The following is a 19,732-nucleotide window of genomic DNA, read 5'->3' as shown; positions in this document are numbered from 1 at the left end:
GGCGGCCCTCCCGGGTCACTTCAAGGTGGCGAGCAGGTCATCATACTTCTGCTTCATGGCGGGGCCGCCGACGCCCGGGTTCAGCCGCATCACGGCGGTGAGCGTCTGGCGGGCCCTGGCCGTCTGCTTCTGCTTCGAGTAGGCGAGCGCGGCGCGATACCAGGCGTCGAAGTAGGATTCGGGCTTCGGCCGCGATCGGCTGAGCTTCTGGGCGAGGTTCTGCCAGTGCGCGCACGAGGCGTTCCAGCTCCCCTGGCCCGCCTCGGCCTGGGCGTCGAGCAGTTCGCCCTTCTCGACCAGCGGGTCGAGGTAGCGCTTGAACGTCGAATCGGCCAGCAGTTCGTCCAACACGGAGGCGGCCTGGTCGAACTTCTTCTGGACCCGCAGGGCCGCGGCCAGCTTCACTTTGGCCCGCAAGATGCGCTCGGCCGCCCCTGACTGCTTCAGGAACTCGGCGTCGTGTTCGTACTCGTCGAGGAGTCCGCGAAGGACCCCCTCGGCCTCGGCGCCGGCTTCGAGCGATAGGAGGCCCTCGGCGGCCCATCGCAGGGATTCGAAGGTCTGCCCGCTCTTGCTCGCGGCCAGGGCGAGGAGGAAGTTGCGGAACGATTCCTTGGTCTGGGCGAGCTTCTGAGGCTGGTTCGCCTTGCGGACGCGGTCGACCTCTTCCTCCAGCAGTCGGCCGAGCTTGTAATAGAGCTGGGCCCGATTGGTCTCCTGCCCGCTCTCCTCGACGGCCCGCATCGACGCGATCGCCGGCTCGACCTGCCCCGCGTTGATCTGCGCGAGGAGGTAGGCTTCCAGCAGCCGGGCGTAGGCCGGCCCGAGTTTCGACGTCTGGGATTCGACGATCGGCCGGAGCACGGCCAGGGCGTCGTCGACCTTGCCCCACTCGGTGAGCGCCGCGCCGAGGTCGGCGGCGTTGCCGAGATATCCGGCGTCCCCCTGCGGCGCGCCGGCGGCCTTGCGATCGTCGAGCGTCTTCCGAAGGATGGCGACGGCCTTCTCCGCCTCGGCGTCCGATTCGGCCTTCTTCTCGTCGCCGCCCCGGGCCAGGGCGCGGCTCTTGGCCCAGTGGGCGCCGCCGAGTCGCGTCTGGGCTTCCAACCGTCGGGGCGACCGCTCGCGAACTCCGTCGAAGTCGGCGATCGCGCGGTCATACGCGCCGCGTCCCTGGTGGATCTGGCCGAGCGCGATGCGGGCGTCGTCCGCCTCGTCGCGCTCGGGCCAGGTGCGGACGGCGAATTCGGCCAGGTCGATGTACCGCTCGAGGTCGCTGGCGCGGTCGGCCGGGGGGGACGAGTTGTACTGGTCGAGGATCGCCTGCATCGCGAGCGCGGCGGACGGCGGGGCGTATTCCCAGCCGGTGCGGTGCCGGGCCAGGTGGCCCGCCAGGACCTCCGCTTCGAGGAATTGCTTGTTCATGTAGAAGGCGAACGCGAGATTGTAGCGGGCCAGGGCAATCCGGTCGGCGTCGCGGCGAGGGTCGGCCTTGGAGGCGGCGGCGCGAAGGAGTGCGATCGCGCGGTCCCATTCGCGGGCGGCGAGGGCCTCTTCCCCTTGATTGAGGGCCTCGTCGAAGCTCAGGCGGGCGATCTCGCGGGGCTCGACGGCGGTGTTCGGCTTGTACTTCTTCAGGAGCGCCAGGGCGTCGTTCTTGTAGCGGGTCGGCATGCGCACGACCTGGGAGAGGGCCTCGACGATCTTCTTCGCCGCCTGGTCCTTCTCGGCCTTGGGCGTCTCGGCGTTGATCTGGGCGTCGAGGTTGCGGGCCAGCTCGTAATAGACGCCGGCCCCCTCGATCGAGCGCCGCTCGTCGCGGCGGTCGTAGGTCTGGAGCCACTTCACGGCCTCGTCGGCGGCCAGGGCGTACTGCTTGCGCTTGCCCAGGGCGACGATGTGGAAGTAGTGGACGTTCCGCTTCAGGTCGCGGAGCCTCGGGTCGGGCTGGCCGAGGACCTGCTGATAGATGCCGATGGCCTCGCCGATCTTGCCCTGCTCCTCGAAGCACTTGGCCTCGAACATCTGGGCCGCGAGGCCGGCGAGCTCGGTCCGGTAGTCCTTGTAGAGGGCGTGGAATCGGGCGATGGCCTGATCGAGGATCGCTGCCCGTTCCTGGGAGTCTGGGGGGTGGGTCTGGGCCAACTCGTAGAGGGCGATGCCCCGCTTGAGCGAGGCGTCGAGCATCGCTGTCCGGGTCCGGTCGCGGTCCTCGATGCGGGCGTCCCCCTTGGGGATGAACCCGGCCTTGGGCTTGTAGACGGCCTCCAGGCGTTCGGCGGCGCGGGCGTAGGCGTCGGCGGCCTGCTGGAAGGTCGTGCGGGACTCGTCGAGCTTGGCGGCCTTCTTCTCGGGCTCCTGAGACTCCTCGCCGACGAGCCTGGCCTGGTGGCCGCGTTCGAAGAGGCTGCGGGCGATCTCGACGAGCGCCTCCAGGGTGGTCGCGTCCTCGGGACGGTCCTTGATGAACGCCTCCAACCGCCCCGCCGCGCGGTCGAGCAGCTCGCGCCGCCGCGCCAGGTCGGTGGTCCGGGCCGCCTCGTCGATCAGGGCGCGTCCCTCCTGATAGTCGAGCAGGCCCTTGAGGGGTTCGCCGACGCCGGGATCGGATCGGAGCCGTTCGATGTACTCGGAGGCCAGGTCGAAGTAGCCCCGCTCCCGGAGCTGGAGCAGGAACGCCTCGGCCGTCCGGGAGTCTTCCCCGGCTCGGGCCTCGCGAGCCGCCCCCAGGAGGGCGAGGCCGAGGCCGGCGACGATCATCGAGCCGACGAATCCGCGACTGGGACGTGGCACGGCGGGCTCCCCCACACAGCGTCGGAGAAAGGTCTTCGAGAGGCGCGACGGCACGCTCATCCACTCTAGGACGCGATGTTTTCGCGAGTCAAGCGCCCCCGTCCGGCGTCACGCCTTCGTTTTCAGATAGGCCTCGACCTTCTCCTTGAGGGGCGGATCGAGGATGATGCCGAGTTCGCGCCCCCTGGCGACGGCCTCGTCGGCTTTCCAACCGTGCGCCCTCGCCTGCTGGATCAGGACGATCGCCGCGGCCCGCCCCCCCTTGCGGCAGTGGACGAGCACCTTCCCCTTCGCCGACTCACGGTCGATGAAGTCGCACGCCTCGGCCACCCCGGGGTCCGACAGCGGCGTCCCGCCGACTCCGAAATGATGATAGGCCAGGCCCAGGGCGGCCGCCTCGCGGCCCTCCCGTTCCACGTCCATCGGCTGCTCCGGCTCGCCATCGTTGCGGAGATTCACCACGCCCGCGTAGCCCCCATCCCGAAATCGGGAGAGGTCCCGCTCGTCGGGCTGGTCCGCGATGGTGATCCGATCCGTGACCGGGCGTTCGAGATTCATGGCGACGTCCCTCGGGGAGTGGGCGGGGGGAGTGACCGGAACGGTGTGGACGCCCCGGCCTTGGAAGTCGGCCGCGCGTCGCGTTTCCCGATTGTACAACGTCGACCGCAGGGATGAGAGCCGGGGCGTCCGCCAAGGTTCCGATTGACGGAATTCCGAAGTTTCTCTCATAATACCTACCGGTCGGTATACGACGCTGGACGAGCCCGGATTGGACGATGAACGAGGTGGCGCGTTGACGAATCCCGCGAGGCCCGAGGAGAGCGAAGTCGCCAGACACGTCGCCCGGACGGCGGCCCGGCTGTTCGCTCGTCGAGGCTTCGAGGCGACGTCGATCCGGGAGATCGTCGAGGCGGCGGGGGTCGCCAAGCCGACCCTCTACTACCACTTCGGCAGCAAGGAGGGGCTGGCCAGGGCCTTGCTTTTCGAGCCTCTGGCCAGGCTGGGGGAGAGTTTGGAGCGGATCGTCGGCGAGCCGGGGGACGCGGTCGAGGTCCTGGAGAAGCTCCTGGAGGCCCACTTCGCGTTCTGCCGGGAGGACCCCGATCGCTTCCGGTTCTTCTTCGCCGTCGTCTTCGGGCCCCCCGAGGCGGAGGTTGCGTTGTTGATGGAGTGCTGCAAGCACAACCTCCAGAACTGGACCGACGCCGCCTTCCGACGCTGCGTCGAGGCCGGGGTGCTCGCCTCGGAGGATCTCGACGAGTTCGCGACGATGTATCGGGGCGTGCTGGCCATGTCGGTCATTGATTTTCTGTACCAGGACAAACCGCTCGGGGAGGACCGCGCGCCCGTGCTCGTCGCGGGGCTTCTCCGGGGCTTCAAGGGGGCCCGCCAAAGCGGTCGGGATCTTCGCCGATGAAACCTCGCGTACTCGCTTCCATCCTGGGGCTAGGATGGCTGTCAGTCTCCCTGGCGGGTTGCACCCGTCATGAGAAGGCCGAAACCAAGTCCACCGAGGCGCTGCCGATCTACGTGACCGTCGCCCCGATCGAGCAGCGGTCGATCGAGCGGACGATCGAGGCCGTCGGCTCGCTTCGGGGCTGGGAGCAGGTCACGGTCGGGGCCAAGCGGGGCGGCAGGGTCCTGAGGGTCCTGCACGACATAGGCGATCGGGTGCGGCCCGACGAGCCGCTCGTCCAGCTCGACCCGGTCGACGCGAAGCTCTCCTACAACGTGGCCGAGTCCAGGTATCTGGCGGAGCTGGTGAAGCTCGGCCTGACTTCCGAGATGGCCGAGACGTTCATCAAACGCTACGGCATCACCGAGACGCTCGTCACCGGGCCGCAGACGGAGGAGGTCATCGAGAAGGTCCCCGCCGTGGTCCAGTTCCGGGTGGCGATGGACCGGGCGGCTCAGAACCTGGCGCGCCAGCGGAACCTCAGCCGCAAGGGGGCGGGGACGGCCCAGGAGCTTGAAGATCAGGAGAGCGATTACCGATCGGCGGCGGCCGCGTACGACAACGCCAAGTCCACCGCCCGGAACGTGATCGCGCTGGCCCTGGCGAACCGGGTCGCGCGGGACCAGGCGGACCAGATGCTGACCGATCTCAACGTCCTCGTCCCCCGCCCGCAGGAGCCGCCGGTCTCCGGGAAAGCAGGCGAGATCCTTTATGCGATCACCCAGCGGTCGGTCTCCGAGGGCCAGATGATCCGCGAGGGAGACCCGGTCTTCGATCTGGTCGTCGAGAACCCCCTGCGGCTCTGGGCGAACATCCCCGAGCGTTACAGCGACCGCGTCCGCGAGGGCCAGCCGGTACGGATCGCGGTCGCCTCGCACCCGGGCCGGACCTTCGAGGGGAAGGTGTCGCGGGTCAACCCGTCTGTCGACCCGGTCAGCCGGACGTTCCAGGTCGAGGCGCTGGCGCCCAACGAGGAGCGTCTGCTGCGGCCCGGCGGGTTCGCCAAGGTCGTGATCGTCACCGACTCCGAGTCCGAAGCGATCGTCGTGCCGATCGAGTCCGTGGCCCGCTACGCCGGCGTCACCAAGCTGTTCGTCGTCGAAGGCCAGACGGTCCGCGCCGTCGACGACCTGACGTTGGGCAAGGAGGGCCCGGGCTGGGTCGAGGTCGCGAGCGCCTCGATGCCCAGGTCGGGGTCCGTCGTCACGACGGGCCACACCAAGCTGGCCTCCGGTTCGCGGATCGTCGTCCGCGAGCCCGAGGCGCCCGCTCCCGAGAAGTCGGACGTGGAGCCCGGGCCTTGAAGGCGGCCCCGGCCGGACCTCGCCGCTCGAACTCGCTGGGCCTTTGCACCGGAATGAACTCATGACGCTATCCGACGTCTGCATCAACCGTCCCGTCTTCACCTGGGTGCTGATGATCGTACCCCTGGTTCTGGGGGCGGTCTCCTACGCCGAGCTGGGGGTCGACCTGTTCCCGGACGTGGACTTCCCGGTCTGCTCGGTGACGACCGTGCTCCAGGGGGCGAGCGTGGAGGAGATGGAATCGACGGTCACCAAGCCGATCGAGGACGTCATCAACACGATCTCGGGCATCGACGAGCTGCGGTCGACGACCCAGGAGGGGGTCTCGGTCGTCACGGTGCAGTTCCAGCTCTCGAAGAACGGCGACGTCGGCACCCAGGAGGTCCGCGACAAGGTCAACACGATCCTCGCCGACCTGCCCGTGGGGACCGACCCGCCGATCATCGACAAGTTCGACACCGGGTCGATCCCCGTCATGACGATCGCCGTCTCGGGCCGTCGCGACTTCCGCGAGGTCACCGAGCTGGCCCGGAAGCAGATCAAGGAGCGGCTGGAGACCGTGCCGGGCGTCGGCTCGATCAGCCTGGTCGGGGGCCGGACCCGGGCCATGAACATCGTCGTCGACACCGACCGACTCGCCGGCTACAACCTGTCGGTGGAGGACGTCCGCCTGGCCCTGACGCGGCAGAACCTGGAGATCCCCGGCGGCCGGGTCGACCAGGGCCCTCGGGAACTGGTACTGCGGACCCTCGGCCGGCTCAAGACCGAGAACGAGTTCGGCGACCTCATCGTCGCCAATCGCAACGGATACCCGATCCGGGTGCGCGACATCGGTCGCGCCGAGGACTCGATCGAGGAGCCGCGCAGCCTGGCCCGGCTCGACGGCGACGGCGCGGTGAGCCTGGTGGTTCAGAAGCAGTCGGGCGTCAACACGGTCCAGCTCGTCCACGACGTCAACGAGCGGCTGGAGGGGCTCAAGGCGGCCCTCCCCCCGGACATCGCCACCGAGATCATCCGCGACCAGTCGCGGTTCATCGAGAAGTCGATCGAGGAGGTGAAGTTCCACCTCCTTCTGGCCGCCGCCCTGGTCTCGGCCACGATCCTCCTGTTCATCCGCGACTGGCGCACCACCGTGATCGCGACCCTGGCGATCCCGACGTCGATCATCCCGACGTTCATGTTCATGAGATACATGGGATTCACGCTCAACAACTTCACGATGCTGGGCCTGATCCTGGCGATCGGCATCGTGATCGACGACGCCGTGGTCGTCCACGAGAACATCTTCCGCCACATGGAGGAGGACGGCCTGGACGCGATGACGGCCTCGCGCAAGGGGACCCGCGAGATCGCCCTGGCGGTCATGGCGACGAGCCTCTCGCTGATCGTCATCTTCCTGCCGATCGCCTTCATGGGGGGGATCGTCGGCCGCTTCTTCTCCAGCTTCGGGCTGACGGTGGCCTTCGCCGTGGCGATGAGCCTGTTCGTCTCGTTCACGCTCACGCCGATGCTCTGCAGCCGCTTCCTAAAGCTGGAGCCGGCCGAGGAAGGGCACGCGGCGAAGTCCAAGTCGGGGCCGGTCTGGCGGCTGATCGACGGCGGCTACGGCGCCATGCTCCGCGGCGCGCTCCGGTTCAAGATCGTGGTCGTCGTCCTGACGCTCGTGGTCATCTGGTCGACCGTCCCGCTCGGCAAGGCCGTCGGATTCTCGCTCATCCCTCGCGACGACCAGAGCGAATACGAGATCAGCGTGACCACCCCCGAGGGCTACAGCCTGGAGCGGACCTCGGAGCTGATGAAGGAGCTGGAGGCGCGGGCCTGGAAGCTCAAGGGGACGAAACACGTCTTCACCTCGATCGGCTCCAGCGGCGGGAGCCGCGCGGTCAAGGGCGCCGGCGACGTCACCCGGGCGACGATCTACGTCCGGATGGAAGAACTGGAAGACCGCGACTTCTCCCAGTTCGCCATCCAGAAGGAAGCCCGCGAGTTCCTGGCGCTCTACCCCGACTTACGTGCCAGCGTCAACGACGTCTCGGCGTTCCAGGGGGGCCGTCGGCCCCAGACGTTCCAGATCAACCTCGGCGGCCCGGACCTTGACCAGCTCTCGATCTATGCCGACCGGCTGATCGCCGGTCTGAAGAAGGACGGCCGAATCCTCGACCTGGACACCACGCTCTCGCTCCGCAAGCCCGAGGTCCAGGTGGTCGTCGACCGCGAGGCCGCCAGCGACCTGGGGGTCCCGGTCGGCACGGTCGCCGACAGCCTCCGCGTGCTCGTCGGCGGCCTCCCCGTCACCCGCTTCCGCGACGGCGAGGAGCAGTACGACGTCTGGCTCCGCGCCGACGCCGCCCTCCGGGGCTCGATCGACGAGATCTACGGCCTCACCCTCCCCTCGCCGACCGCCGGCCTGGTCAAGCTCTCCAGCCTCGCCAGGCTGGTCGACGAGCGCGGGCCGTCCGAGATCGAGCGGCTCAACCGCGAGCGGATCGTCACCGTGCTGGGCAACCCCGAGGGGATCGTCCTTGGCGACGCCGTCACGCTCGCCCAGGGGATCATCGACGAGATGCAGCTCCCCCCCGGCTACTCCTACGTCCTCACCGGCCAGGCCAAGACGCTGGCCGAGACGATGTTCTACTTCCTGATCGCGTTCGGGCTCTCGGTGATGTTCATGTTCCTGATCCTGGCCGCCCAGTTCGAGAGCTGGATGCAGCCGATCGCGATCCTCATGGCCTTGCCGGTCACGGTGCCGTTCGGCGTCCTCTCGCTCTACTTCTTCCAGACACCGCTGGACCTGTACGCCCTGTTCGGCCTGTTCATGCTGGTGGGCATCGTCAAGAAGAACGGCATCCTCCAGGTCGACGCCACGAACCAGCTGCGGGCCGCCGGGGCCTCGCGGCACGATGCGATCCTGGGGGCCAACCGCACCCGGCTCCGTCCGATCCTCATGACGACGGTCATGCTGGTCGCGGCGATGGTCCCGATGGCGCTCGGGCAGGGTCCCGGCGCCGGCGCGCGGGCGAGCATGGCGAAGGTGATCATCGGCGGGCAGATGCTCTCGCTGATCCTGGCCTTGCTCGTCACGCCGGTCTTCTACACCCTGCTCGACCAGCTCGTGAACCTGTCGCGACGGCTCGGCATCCGCTTCTCCGTCGAACACCCGCCGGTGCGGGCCGTCGAGCCGTCGCTGGAGACGGTCGACCACGCCTGACCCCCCGCGGGTCGGGAGGAAAGCCCGGAAACGCAAGCCGCCGCTTCGACCTTACGAGATCGAAGCGGCGGCTGGTTTGTTATGGGCATGAGGCCGGCGAGAGGCTCGGGAGGGGCCCGAGGCTCAGTTCGCCTCGACGAGCGGCGAGACCAGCGCGAGGCGATTGACGATATTGACCGCATCGGCCGCGCGTCTGGGGTCGGAATATTTCGCCAGGGGGGCGGACGTGGACTCGTCCGTATACACGCCGACGACCGTGAACAGACCATTGCACTCGCGGGCCTCGGCTCGGAGGAAAAGCCCCGAGCGGATCAAAGAGACCAGATTGTGCTGCCAGAGCTGGGTTTCGGCCAACTTCGCGGTCATGGCGTTCCTCGTTTCGTTCGTATGGAAGAGTCGACCACTGTCAGACGCAGCCGCCAGGCGTCCACTGAAACTCCGCTTCGCCGAGCTTCGAGCTTCATATCACTAGGATGCTGGAACCGGAAGTCCGGAACGCGACGATCGGCGGCTTCTTTCCTCTCCTCCTGCGTGGTCCTTTAATCACTAGACGCTGACCGGGGGGCTTGAGTTCGCGAGTTTCCAGGGAAGCTCCCGAGTCGGATGCGAGGGCCTCGCCCTCCTACTCAACTGTAACTCACTTCCGCCCCGAGCCAAGGTCGCCCCCCTCGATTCTTCAGGATTCCCAGGGGCGATGTTCTTGCCAAGAGCAAAAGCAGGGCCGTTCCGGTCCGCACCCGTTGCTGGACAATCGGAAATTCCCGTGCAGACCCTTCGACGGCGCAAGCCGAGGCCGGGTGGTCCTGGGGCCGGAGACTTTCTCGACCCACCCTTCTCCGCCTAGGAATCGACTCGAAGCCGAGTTGCGCGAATTCCAGGCGGCGCATCGCAGGGCTCGCTGGTCGACGCTTCGACCGTTGGGTCGAGTTCCGAGAATTCTCAGGACCGGGGGGCGGCGATGGCGGCCGGGAGAGGTCGGTTTTTCGCCCACCCGGCTTTTCGCTCCCGTTTCTGCACTCTCCGCGTGCAATTCCTGCCTGGAACACGGACGTTCTGGTTCGCGCCGGTCGTGGGAGGCTCGGCGAGTTGGCCTCGTCGGGAATGCGTTCGCCGGGTAAGACGTGACTCGCCCTTGAGATCGCCACAGCCTCCGCGGAGAGCGAGAACGCTCATGACCCCCAAGCACGCGACGCTCCTCCTGATCGCGACGTCGACGTCGCTGCGGCTGCTGGCCGCCTTCTCCCTCGGCCTGGGGAACGACGAAGCCTACCACTTCCTCTACGCGATGCACCCCGCGCCGAGCTACTTCGACCACCCGCCGATGGTCGCCTGGGTGGAGATGCTCGGGCTTCGGGTCGTGGGCGACGCCTTCTCGACGTTCGGGCTCCGGCTGGGGTTCGTGGCCCTGTTCGCGGGCTCGACGTGGCTCATGGCCCGGATCGCCGGCCGGTGGTTCGGAGGCTGGGCGGGCTTCTTCGCCGCGCTCGCCCTGAATCTCTCGGGCTATTACGGGCTCGCCGTGGGGACGTTCGCCCTGCCGGACGGTCCCCTGCTCTTCTTCTGGCTGCTGACCCTGGATCGGCTGGACCTCGCTCTGGAGGAGCCGGGGCGGTTGCGACCCTGGGCCGGCGTCGGGCTGGCGTGGGGCCTGGCGATGTTGAGCAAGTATCACGCGATCTTCCTTCCCGCGGGGGCGGCGCTCTACATCCTGGCCAGTCCGACGCGGCGACGGCTGCTGAAGGCTCCCGGCCCGTATCTGGCGGCGGTCCTGGGAATCCTGGTCTTCGGCCCGGTGCTCGTCTGGAACGTCCGCAACGGCTGGGCGTCGTTCGCCTTCCAGGGAAGTCGGGCGGTCGGCGTCGCGTTCCGGCCCGACTGCCTGCTGGGGGCGATCGCCGCGCAGGCGGCTTACCTGTTCCCCTGGATCTGGGCGCCGCTGGTGGTCGTCGGCTGGAAGGTGGCGAGGAGCTGGAAGGACCGCGACGAGCACGAGCGGCTGGCGTTCTGCCTCTGCGTCGCGCCCCTGGCGATGTTCACGGCGGTCGCCTGCGTCCGTCCAGTGCTGCCGCACTGGGGACTGGTGGGGATGCTGCCGCTGTTCCCCTCGCTCGGCCGCGCGCTGGCCGTTCGGGCCCATGCCGACCCGTCGCGGACGCGGCGACGGGTGGCGTTCGCGGCCGGGTTCTCGGTCCTCATGCTCGGCCTGACGATCTCCGAGTACCACCTCGGCTGGCTCCAGCGCAGGCCGGAGGGGGGGGCTGGCGTTCTCACCGCCAAGACCGACCCGACCGCCGAGCTTTACGGCTGGGACCAGGTCGCGGAGAGGCTGGACCGTCTCGGCCTGCTCGACGACCCCCGGACCTTCCTGTTCACGAAAAACTGGTATCAGAGCGCCCAGATCGCCCACGCCACCGCGATGCGGCGTCCCGTCCACTGCTACAACCTGGAAGACGCCCGTGGGTTCGCCTTCTGGAGCGACCCCGCCGGGGCGGTCGGTCGCGACGGCGTGATGCTCATGATCAACGACGACTACACCCCGTTCAGCTTCTACGAGCACTGGTTCCGGAGCGCGGAAGCCCTCGACGACTTCACCGTCCTCCGCGCCGGGAAGCCGGTGCGACGGGTCCGCATCTTCCGCCTGAACGAGCAGCTTACGGCCTTCCCCCTCCGGTACACGGCCGAGGACGCCGCGAAGCGGATCAAGCTCCGCGAGCGGCTCCAGGGCCATGCGGTCAGCTACTCGCCGCCGCCCGAGGTCGGGGAGAAGCGGCCGACGACCCGGCGCGACTGACGGCCCGCCGCGACTTGGCACGGGCTCCCTCGATCCGGTATCCTCGCGAGGGCGAGCGATCCCGGCGTCCCGAGCCGTCTGATGGACGGAGACGGCGAGCCCGGACGCGCACCGACCCCAGGAGACGACCCCTTGAAGTGGCATGCGACGACGATCCTCTCGGTCCGCAAGGGGGGGAAGGTCGCCATCGGCGGCGACGGCCAGGTGACGCTCGGCACCCAGGTCATGAAGGCCGACGCGGTGAAGATCCGCAAGCTGCTGGACGGCCAGGTGATCGTCGGCTTCGCCGGCTCGGCGGCCGACGGCTTCGCCCTCCTGGAGCGGTTCGAGACCAAGCTCAAGGATCACCCGAACAACGTCCCCCGCGCCGCCATCGAGCTGGCCAAGCTCTGGCGGACCGACCGCATGCTCCGCCGCCTGGAGGCCGTTCTGCTGGTCGTCGACGCCCGCCACAGCCTCATGCTGAGCGGCTCCGGCGACGTGATCCAGCCGACCGACGGCGTCCTCGCCACCGGCTCCGGCGGCGGCTACGCCCTGGCCGCCGCACGGGCCCTGATGCAGCACTCCGAACTCTCGGCGGCCGAGATCGTCCGCGAGTCGCTGACCATCGCCGGCGGCATCGACATTTACACGAACACGAACCTGACGGTGGAGGAACTCCCGTGCCCGAGCACGAGCTGACGCCCCGGCGGATCGTCGCCGAGCTGGACCGCGACATCGTCGGGCAAGCCGACGCCAAGCGGGCCGTCGCGATCGCCCTGCGCAACCGCTGGCGCCGCCGCCAGCTCGACGACGACCTCCGACGCCAGGTGACGCCCAAGAACATCCTGCTGATCGGCCCGACCGGCGTCGGCAAGACCGAGATCGCCCGCCGCCTCGCCAGCCTCGTCGGCGCGCCGTTCGTCAAGGCGGAGGCCACCAAGTACACCGAGGTCGGCTACTACGGCCGGGACGTGGAGAGCCTCATCCGCGACCTGGTCGACGCCGCCATCCTCCTCGTCCGCAACGTCGAGCGCAAGCGGGTCCAGGAGCAAGCCGAGGCCCGCGTCGAAGACCGCCTGCTGGACCTGATGCTCCCGGCCCCCGCGTCCTCCTCGTCCTCCCCCTGGGACCCGACCCCGGTCCCCGGCGCCGCCGACGAGGCCGCCGAGCGGCGGGCCCGCTCGCGCGAGAAGCTCCGGGCCCGGCTCGCCGCCGGTGAGCTGGAGGACCGCGAGGTCGAGGTGACGATCCCCGGCCGATCGGCCGGGCCGGTCTCGATCCTCGGGGCCGGCAACCTCGAACAGATGGAGATGGACCTCCAGGGCATGTTCGAGAAGATCATGCCCAAGCCCTCCCAGACGCGCCGGGCGACTGTGCGCGAGGCCCGGCCGCTTCTGCTCCAGCAGGAGGTCGACGCCCTGCTCGACCCCGAGAAGATCAACCAGGCGGCCGTCGAGCTGGCCCAGGAATCGGGCATCGTCTTCATCGACGAGATCGACAAGGTCGCCGGCGACGACAGCGGCTCGCGCGGGCCCGACGTCTCTCGCCAGGGCGTCCAGCGCGACCTGCTGCCGATCGTCGAGGGGACGACGGTCAACACCAAGCACGGCCCGGTCAAGACCGACCACGTCCTGTTCATCGCCGCCGGCGCCTTCCACCGCAGCAAGCCCTCCGACCTGATGCCCGAGCTGCAAGGCCGGTTCCCGATCCGGGTCGAGATGCACGACCTCGCCCGCGACGACTTCGCCCGGATCCTCCGCGAACCCCGCGCCTCGCTCCTCCGCCAGTACGAAGCCCTGCTCGGGGCCGAGGGAGTCGACCTGGAATTCGCCGACGACGCGATCGAGGCGATGGCCGATCTGGCCTTCCAGGTCAACCAATCCACCCAGAACATCGGTGCCCGAAGGCTCCACACGATCCTGGAACGGGTCCTGGAAGACCTCAGCTTCGAGGCCCCCGAACGGACCGGCGAGCGCGTCGTCGTCGACGCCGAGCTCGTCCGCAAACGCCTGGAGGACGTCGCCAGGGATGAGGACCTCAGCCGCTACATCCTCTGATCCCTCTTCGCGAGAATTGGCTTCGGTCGCATTCCCCGACGAACGAAGCCATCGGTCGTAAGTTGTTTTCAGGAATGGAGTTGGGTTGTGATTTGGGGGCCAGGGATTGGCTTGGTTCGGCGATTTCGTCTTCGGTTTCTTGGGGTGAAGCAGGATACGATCCGCAGCTTGCCGAGGAAGCGTTTCGATCGAGGCGCACCCCCGAATGACAATGCGGTACGGGAGCCGATCTCGGCGAGGCGACGCGCCCATTTTCCCCTTGGGGGGGTTGGACGAACACGGAAGCCATGCGCGTCCTGATGACTCGAACGCCCTCCCCGGCGGGTCCGGATGATCGGAAAGGCGGGCGTGAGGGCCGTCGCGGGCGGCTTGCGCCCGCGACGGCCCAGCCTCCTCATCGGAGGGCGGGCGCGGCGGAATCCGGCGATTCTCGCTGGGCTCGGATCAGGACTTCTTGGCAGGCTTCCCCGCGGGGCCGAGCGTCCTCGGCTCGTGCGAGAGCTTGCGTTCGGCGAGGTTCTTGAGGTCTTCCGCGTTGGGCTCCTGGGCGTCTCGCAAGGCGTAGACGGAGGTCTCGGCGGCCTCCCAGTCGCCGGACTTGGCCTTGGCAACGATGTCTCGAAGGGCGTCGCACTCGGCGTCGGAGCACGTCCCTTCGTTATGAAGCTTCTCGATCAAGGCGGCGTTCTCGTCGAGCAGCTTAGGGTCGCGGACGGAGACGGCGGTCGCCAGCGAGATGATCAGGTCGCGGTTCTCGCCCTTGAACTGGACGCCGCCGCCGCACCCCGGCGCGGCGAGCAGGAGCGCGACCAGGGCGGAGGCCGCGAGGCGGAGGGACCGGCGCGAGGTCGCGGCCGGCCCGATCGACGAAAATGGCATCACGTTCGTTCGCTCCCTCGGGGTCAGAACTGGTCGGAACTGATGATCTCGCCCCCGGCGCGGGTGGCGAGGGCCGGCCAGACGACCTGGCTGATGCTGGAGCTGGCGAACCGGACGCTGCCGTCGCCCATGAGGACGTTGCAGCCGCCGGGGTGGTCGGAGTACATCCCGCAGATCTTGGCGAGCCGCGAGTTGGGGGGATGGACCAGCGGCGGGGTCTCCCACGGGTTCGGGCCGCTGTGCAGGAGAACCTGGGTCGCGGCCACGTCGCACGAGGAGAACGCGAACTTGGGGGTCGGGCAACCGACCGCGCCCGGCACCACGCCGACCCACGTCTTGTCGCTCAGCGACGAGGTGTGCTCACCGAGGAAGACGGTGTTCGAGAGCCCGTCGGTGACGCTGGCGACTCGCACCCGGCCGTTGCGGTAGAACGCGCCGTCCGAGAGCGACGCCCAGTCGTCGGCGACGTACGCCCAGGCTTCCTGACGCCCCGAATTGGCGCCGTAGTGGGCGCGGCTGAAGGTCGCCATCGTCGAGCCGGACTTGCTCTTCACGTCGTAAACCCGCGTGGAGTCGGCCACCGACGGGCAGAGGAAGGTCGCCACGGAAACCCTCGCTCCGGTGAAGTTCGCCGCGTCCCAGGAAGGGAGATTGACGTTCAGCGCGGCGTAGACCGTCGCCTGCTCCATGTAGGGCAAGATCATGGTGCCCCAGGCCCACCCCGGCCCGGTGTCCCGAGTCTCGGCGTCGGGCGCGCCCATGATGGAGTTGCCGCCGACCAGACTCAGGTAGCCTGCGGGGAATTGCCCCTGCGCGTCGTGGTAGTTGTGGATGGCCAGGCCCATCTGCTTCAGGTTGTTCGTGCACTGCATCCGACGGGCGGCCTCGCGGGCCGACTGCACGGCGGGCAACAGCAGGGCGATCAGGACGGCGATGATCGCGATCACGACCAGCAACTCGATCAACGTGAATCCGGTCGAGGACCGGGGACGTGAGGCTCGCATGGGATCGATACTCCAGGACCGAACAATGTATGCATGGGGGAGTGAATGAAGAAGGATGTGGGAGAGTCCTGGTGATCGGACCGTTCGACGACCTGCGCGTCCGACTCGCGGCGGCGGCGTTTGCCGCGCGACGAGGTCGCGCTCAAGGCCGGCCCGCGTCGGCGGGAAGGCCGAGCCCGGCGGACACGACGCAGCTTCGGGCGCGGGTGGGCCTTAAAGCGAGGGGCGTCGACGACCGGAGCCAGGTCGAGAGGGAGCCGGACGGGTGGCGTCGGGCTCAGGCGGTGGTGCGATCACCGGGAGGAGAGAGGGGTGGGGCGCGCGAGGGGGAATCGCTGAGCGCTTCGAGAGGCGGGGGGGTGACGCGGATCGGCCGTTGCACGCGACCCGTCTGGAGGATGGAAAAGGCGACGGCCGAGTCCGGCTTTTGCGAGGCGAGCGTCAACAGATGGCAGGCCGCGCAGTCGTGGGAGGACCCTTCCAGGGCGTGCCGAGGGCCGCCGGGATGGTCGCTCGAATCCGGGACGGCCAGCCCGACCGGGCGGTGATCGAGCCCGAGCAGTCCGTGGAGGGACGGCCCGGCCGACAGCACGATCGCGTGGCACGCCACGAACGAGATCAGGAATATCTTGCGAACGGAGGATCGCATGGAGATTCCAGGGACTGGAGTTCGCAGCGAAACGCTTCGGCGAACCTGCCTTGGGGGGAGATCGGGAGTGATCCGCCGTCCCCATCGTTCTCTTTATAACAGGCCGTCAACTCCTGCAACAGCGTTCCCTGCGGATTTCGACGATTTCGCGGCAGAATCCAATCCGCGGGCGCGCGCGGCGGGTGCTCCCACTTGACGCCATCGTAAAAAAAGTTCCTCAGGCGATGGATTCCGATCGGCGGCCGCCTTATACCTTCAGAAGTCTGGTTCACGTGCGAATGGGATTGATCGCTCCAAATCGCGGACGCGTCGCACTCGAATCGCGACCTCCCGTCTGGCCCCCGTCGTTCTCCGTCGACGTCATCCCTTCTCGAGCTGCAACCTCGAATCGAACCCAACCGAAGGAGACCGCCATGTTGATCGGCAAGGCTGTGGTCGAGTTCATCGGCACCTTTTTCCTGGTCTTTACCGTCGGGATGACGGTCAAGACGCCGGATCAGGCGGCCCTCGCCGCGCTGGCGATCGGCTCGTCGCTCATGATCATGGTGTATGCCGGCGGGCATTACTCGGGGGTCATTACAATCCGGCCGTCTCCCTGGGGGCGGCGCTTCGCGGCAAGCTGTCCTGGGGCGACGCCGTCGCGTACTGGGTCGCGCAGTTCGGGGCCGGGATCGTCGCCGCCCTCGCGGTAAACTTCATCAAGGCGGGCGCGACCGGCGACGTGGCGCCGCCCCCTCCCTCGGCGATCCAGTACACGGTGGCCGCGCAATTGCTGGTCGAGTTTCTGTTCACCTTCGCGCTGGTCTACATGGTCTTGAACACGGCGACGGCCGTGGGGACGGCCGGTAACTCCTTCTATGGCCTGGCGATCGGATTCACCGTGGTCGTCGGCGCGATCGCGGTCGGGCCGGTCTCAGGCGGGGCGTTCAACCCGGCGGTGGCGGTCGGCGCAGCCGCGATGGACCTCGCCAAGTGGGATAAAATCTGGATCCCCCTGGCGGCGGATTTCGCGGGGGGCGTCGCGGCGGCCTTCCTCTTCCTCGCGTTCGACATGGGCGGCGATCGCCGAGCCGTCTGAACGACTCCTCGAAGATCCCGACGCCGCGCCGGGAGCCCGGCGCGGCGTCGGATCGTCATCGGGTCACTCCGCCGTCGGTGGGAAGACGGCGTCTTGCCAGTATTGCCGGGTCTCCGAGGTGATCCGCGCCAGGCCGTCTTCCATCAGCCTTGTCAGGCCGGCGTGGAAGGCTCGCGACTGCTCTTCCAGGCCTAGAAGTCGCAAACTCGTGAGGACGCGCGTGATCCGCAGCCAGTTGTGATCCGGGGCGCGAAAGATCTCCCGCTTGGACTCGAAGTCGGCCGCCGGGGCCACCCGGACCCCCTCCCTCGTCAGTCCCAGAAAGCTCAGGAAGCGGTCGAACGAGCGCTGAAGGTTGTCGCGCAAGGCGGGCTCGTCGTGGAAGGCCTGGATGTCCTCCTCGGAGAGGACCGGCGCCCGGAAATTGAACAGGCTGGGTTCCTCCAGCGGGAACATCCACTGGATGAAGTCGTGGTGGAACTCCATCTCGTCGTCGCTCAAGGCCCAGAGGTCGGCCAGGGTTCGACCCTCCACATCCTCCCCCTCCCCTCGGTAGAATTCCAGCAGTTTCGACATGGCCGCTCGCTCCTCGAAGGGGACGTCGTTGGGAGGAGGCCGTACCGGGGCCTCCGCTTCCTTTCGAATCCATTTTCCATCGGCCGGTCGTGATTACCAGTGGGGCACTGATGGCGGAGCGTCGGGGATCGGATCGGGAAGCGGACCTGGATCGGGAGATGATGGAACGGGCGCTCCACCTGGCTCGCGAGGCGGCGGGGCTCGGCGAGGTCCCCGTCGGGGCGGTGGTGGCCCGCGAGGGCCGGGTCGTAGCCCAGGGGTACAACCTTCGCGAGACCCTCCACGACCCGACGGCCCACGCGGAACGGATCGCGATGACGCTGGCCGGCCGCGCCCTCGGTCGCTGGCGGCTCGACGACTGCACGCTTTACGTCACGTTGGAGCCGTGCCCCATGTGCGCCGGGGCGATCGTCCAGGCCCGTGTCGCGAGATTGGTTTACGGCGCGGCCGACCTTAAAGCCGGAGCTTGCCGGAGCCTCTATCGCCTGACCGACGACCGCCGCCTGAACCATCGCGTAGCCACTACGTCCGGACTTCTCGAACGAGAATGCGGCGAAATCCTGAGTCTGTTCTTCCAAGAGCGTCGAGTTTCCACTAAACTACGCTGACTGACCACCTAACACCGGAGGGGTGCCTGAGTGGTTGAAAGGGCCGGTCTCGAAAACCGGTGAACCGCTCCGCGGTTCCGTGGGTTCGAATCCCACCTCCTCCGCTGTCCTCGCTGAACACACCCGCCCCATCGAAGACAGCCCCCGCTCCTTACGGGGGTTGTGTCGCTATCAGGCGATCCATTCTCCCTGGCTTCCCTGTCTTCCTCACGGACGACCATCAGGGTTTTCGTGCCTCCATCGAGGATCGAGTCCCTTGCTCACGGGTCAACCTGATTTCTCAGGTGGCCCCGCTGCTGTCGTAGGTGGCTCTGACGGCATGCTCCGGGAGCGGGCTCAGCCAATTCCCCGTGTCAGACGCATGCTTCCGGCGGAGTTGCGTCTATTCGCCCCCCCCGACGACGGTGGGGCGTGACGCCTGGAGTGGATGGATCCATGCAGCCGACACGGCTTGCTGCTCGCGGTTCGTGGCGCGACGATCGGCGTGAGGCTGAATCAAAGCTGGGCCGAGTCGAACGGAAGGCAGTGCATCGCCGTTAATCATGGTCGGGATCGTCGGATCTGGCGAAACTGCAAATCCTGTTGTCTTGGCGAAATCCTGTGTCGCTTGAGGTTTCCCGGCAACTCCTTCAGGTCCGGGCTGATTGCGCGGCGGGATCGAAAGTGACTTTGTGGTAACTGTTTACGTGTTATAGAGGGGTGTGTAAGCCCTGGGATGAGGTGGTAGGATCAGGTTCACGGCTTTGTCGTGTTGACGCGGGACGTTCGCGTGCCTATCATCTCATTAAGTGACGCTAATGTTTCTCGGGGCTGGAATACCAATGGCAGGACGATCCGTCGAGCGTGGTATTCCCCTTCTAATCGCTCTGGCCCTCTGTCTTGGGGCGATCGCTTCGCCGGTCCGACAAACCCTCGGGCATCTCGGCTTGGGCCCTGTCAAAATCCGGCACGACGACGGCTCTTCGAAAAGCTTCGACATCGTCCCTGATGCGTCTTTGGGAAGCTCCTTCACCAGGAACCGCCCTGAGGAACACCCCGTCGAGGATGCAAGAATCGCCGGCTTCGAGGACGATCAGTCTCCGGCCTGCTTCCTGGCACCCATCTTCTGCGAACTGCTCACATTCGAGCCTCCTCGAACGATCCGCAAGATCGTCGTCCTCGACGTCGCAAGCACGTCCCGCCCCCTCCGCTGCTGAGCCGGATCGCGCCGGCCTCATGAGGGAGCCCTCGTCGAAGGTGGCTGCCCGACCATCAAAGTGGTGGAGTTTACGCCGTTCGCCAGAATAGGCGTTATCCCAGGCCGACGTTTCGACCCGCGGAATCGAACCCGTTCTGCAGCGGGCGATC

Annotated in this window: 16 protein-coding genes and 1 tRNA gene; 10 read left to right on the top strand and 7 right to left on the bottom strand. The window is 67.7% G+C overall.

All coding sequences use genetic code 11. The features are described 5' to 3' along the window. Positions 1-15 precede the first annotated feature (15 nt). Entirely contained in the window at positions 16-2,793 is a 2,778-nt protein-coding gene (locus VT85_RS06945; RefSeq protein ID WP_156512719.1) for a tetratricopeptide repeat protein, read from the bottom strand. 108 nt (positions 2,794-2,901) lie between these two features. After that, complete coding sequence (locus VT85_RS06940) at positions 2,902-3,351, bottom strand: beta-lactamase hydrolase domain-containing protein (RefSeq protein WP_068412484.1); 450 nt, start codon at positions 3,349-3,351, stop codon at positions 2,902-2,904. 235 nt (positions 3,352-3,586) lie between these two features. Here VT85_RS06940 and VT85_RS06935 point away from each other — a divergent pair, with 235 nt between their 5' ends. The 3 genes from VT85_RS06935 to VT85_RS06925 all read left to right on the top strand — a co-directional run bounded on the left by VT85_RS06935 (position 3,587) and on the right by VT85_RS06925 (position 8,761). After that, positions 3,587-4,210, top strand: a complete 624-nt coding sequence (locus VT85_RS06935; protein ID WP_068412481.1) for a TetR/AcrR family transcriptional regulator — start codon at positions 3,587-3,589, stop codon at positions 4,208-4,210. Beyond that, positions 4,207-5,553, top strand: coding sequence for an efflux RND transporter periplasmic adaptor subunit (locus VT85_RS06930; protein ID WP_068412478.1), 1,347 nt, complete (start codon positions 4,207-4,209; stop codon positions 5,551-5,553). Before VT85_RS06935 ends, VT85_RS06930 begins: the two co-directional genes overlap by 4 nt. A 61-nt stretch (positions 5,554-5,614) precedes the next feature. Continuing rightward, positions 5,615-8,761 (top strand): efflux RND transporter permease subunit, encoded by a 3,147-nt coding sequence (locus VT85_RS06925; RefSeq protein WP_068412474.1) that lies wholly within the window; start codon positions 5,615-5,617, stop codon positions 8,759-8,761. 123 nt (positions 8,762-8,884) lie between these two features. Here VT85_RS06925 and VT85_RS06920 read toward each other — a convergent pair whose 3' ends face one another. Beyond that, positions 8,885-9,127, bottom strand: coding sequence for a hypothetical protein (locus VT85_RS06920; RefSeq protein WP_068412471.1), 243 nt, complete (start codon positions 9,125-9,127; stop codon positions 8,885-8,887). A gap of 805 nt (positions 9,128-9,932) precedes the next feature. Between VT85_RS06920 and VT85_RS06915 the strand changes: the two genes are divergently transcribed. The 3 genes from VT85_RS06915 (at position 9,933) to hslU (ending at position 13,591) form a co-directional block, all read left to right on the top strand. Beyond that, entirely contained in the window at positions 9,933-11,552 is a 1,620-nt protein-coding gene (locus VT85_RS06915) for a glycosyltransferase family 39 protein (RefSeq protein ID WP_068412468.1), read from the top strand. Between the two features lie 132 nt (positions 11,553-11,684). After that, a complete protein-coding gene (hslV, locus tag VT85_RS06910) occupies positions 11,685-12,233 on the top strand; it encodes an ATP-dependent protease subunit HslV (RefSeq protein WP_082858411.1) in 549 nt (182 codons plus the stop codon). Further along, on the top strand, positions 12,215-13,591 hold the full coding sequence (gene hslU / locus VT85_RS06905) for an ATP-dependent protease ATPase subunit HslU (protein ID WP_068412463.1): 1,377 nt from the start codon (positions 12,215-12,217) through the stop codon (positions 13,589-13,591). Before hslV ends, hslU begins: the two co-directional genes overlap by 19 nt. A 444-nt stretch (positions 13,592-14,035) precedes the next feature. On the opposite strand, the gene VT85_RS06900 is transcribed toward hslU, so the two are convergent. The 3 genes from VT85_RS06900 to VT85_RS06890 form a co-directional block, all read right to left on the bottom strand. Next, positions 14,036-14,473 carry a hypothetical protein gene (locus VT85_RS06900; protein ID WP_156512717.1) on the bottom strand — a complete coding sequence of 146 codons (438 nt, stop codon included), beginning with the start codon at positions 14,471-14,473 and terminating at the stop codon, positions 14,036-14,038. A gap of 20 nt (positions 14,474-14,493) precedes the next feature. After that, complete coding sequence (locus VT85_RS06895) at positions 14,494-15,474, bottom strand: DUF1559 domain-containing protein (RefSeq protein ID WP_068412456.1); 981 nt, start codon at positions 15,472-15,474, stop codon at positions 14,494-14,496. A gap of 277 nt (positions 15,475-15,751) precedes the next feature. After that, positions 15,752-16,123, bottom strand: coding sequence for a hypothetical protein (locus tag VT85_RS06890; protein WP_068412453.1), 372 nt, complete (start codon positions 16,121-16,123; stop codon positions 15,752-15,754). A gap of 413 nt (positions 16,124-16,536) precedes the next feature. On the opposite strand from VT85_RS06890, the gene VT85_RS28995 reads away from it, so the two are divergent. Beyond that, complete coding sequence (locus VT85_RS28995; protein ID WP_231871471.1) at positions 16,537-16,815, top strand: aquaporin; 279 nt, start codon at positions 16,537-16,539, stop codon at positions 16,813-16,815. After that, complete coding sequence (locus VT85_RS28990; RefSeq protein WP_315850944.1) at positions 16,719-17,201, top strand: aquaporin; 483 nt, start codon at positions 16,719-16,721, stop codon at positions 17,199-17,201. The genes VT85_RS28995 and VT85_RS28990 overlap by 97 nt, the downstream gene beginning before the upstream one ends. A 63-nt stretch (positions 17,202-17,264) precedes the next feature. Here VT85_RS28990 and VT85_RS06880 read toward each other — a convergent pair whose 3' ends face one another. Beyond that, positions 17,265-17,777: an opioid growth factor receptor-related protein gene (locus VT85_RS06880; protein WP_068412450.1), complete on the bottom strand. Its 513-nt coding sequence runs from the start codon at positions 17,775-17,777 to the stop codon at positions 17,265-17,267. 158 nt (positions 17,778-17,935) lie between these two features. On the opposite strand from VT85_RS06880, the gene tadA reads away from it, so the two are divergent. Both tadA and VT85_RS06870 read left to right on the top strand, forming a co-directional pair. After that, positions 17,936-18,385, top strand: coding sequence for a tRNA adenosine(34) deaminase TadA (gene tadA / locus VT85_RS06875; RefSeq protein ID WP_068412447.1), 450 nt, complete (start codon positions 17,936-17,938; stop codon positions 18,383-18,385). A 16-nt stretch (positions 18,386-18,401) separates the two neighbouring features. Beyond that, positions 18,402-18,489 (top strand) — tRNA-Ser (locus VT85_RS06870). Positions 18,490-19,732: the final 1,243 nt, after the last annotated feature.

This window comes from Planctomyces sp. SH-PL62, from assembly GCF_001610895.1.
Classification (GTDB): domain Bacteria; phylum Planctomycetota; class Planctomycetia; order Isosphaerales; family Isosphaeraceae; genus Paludisphaera.
This window is presented reverse-complemented; position numbering and strand designations above follow the sequence as displayed.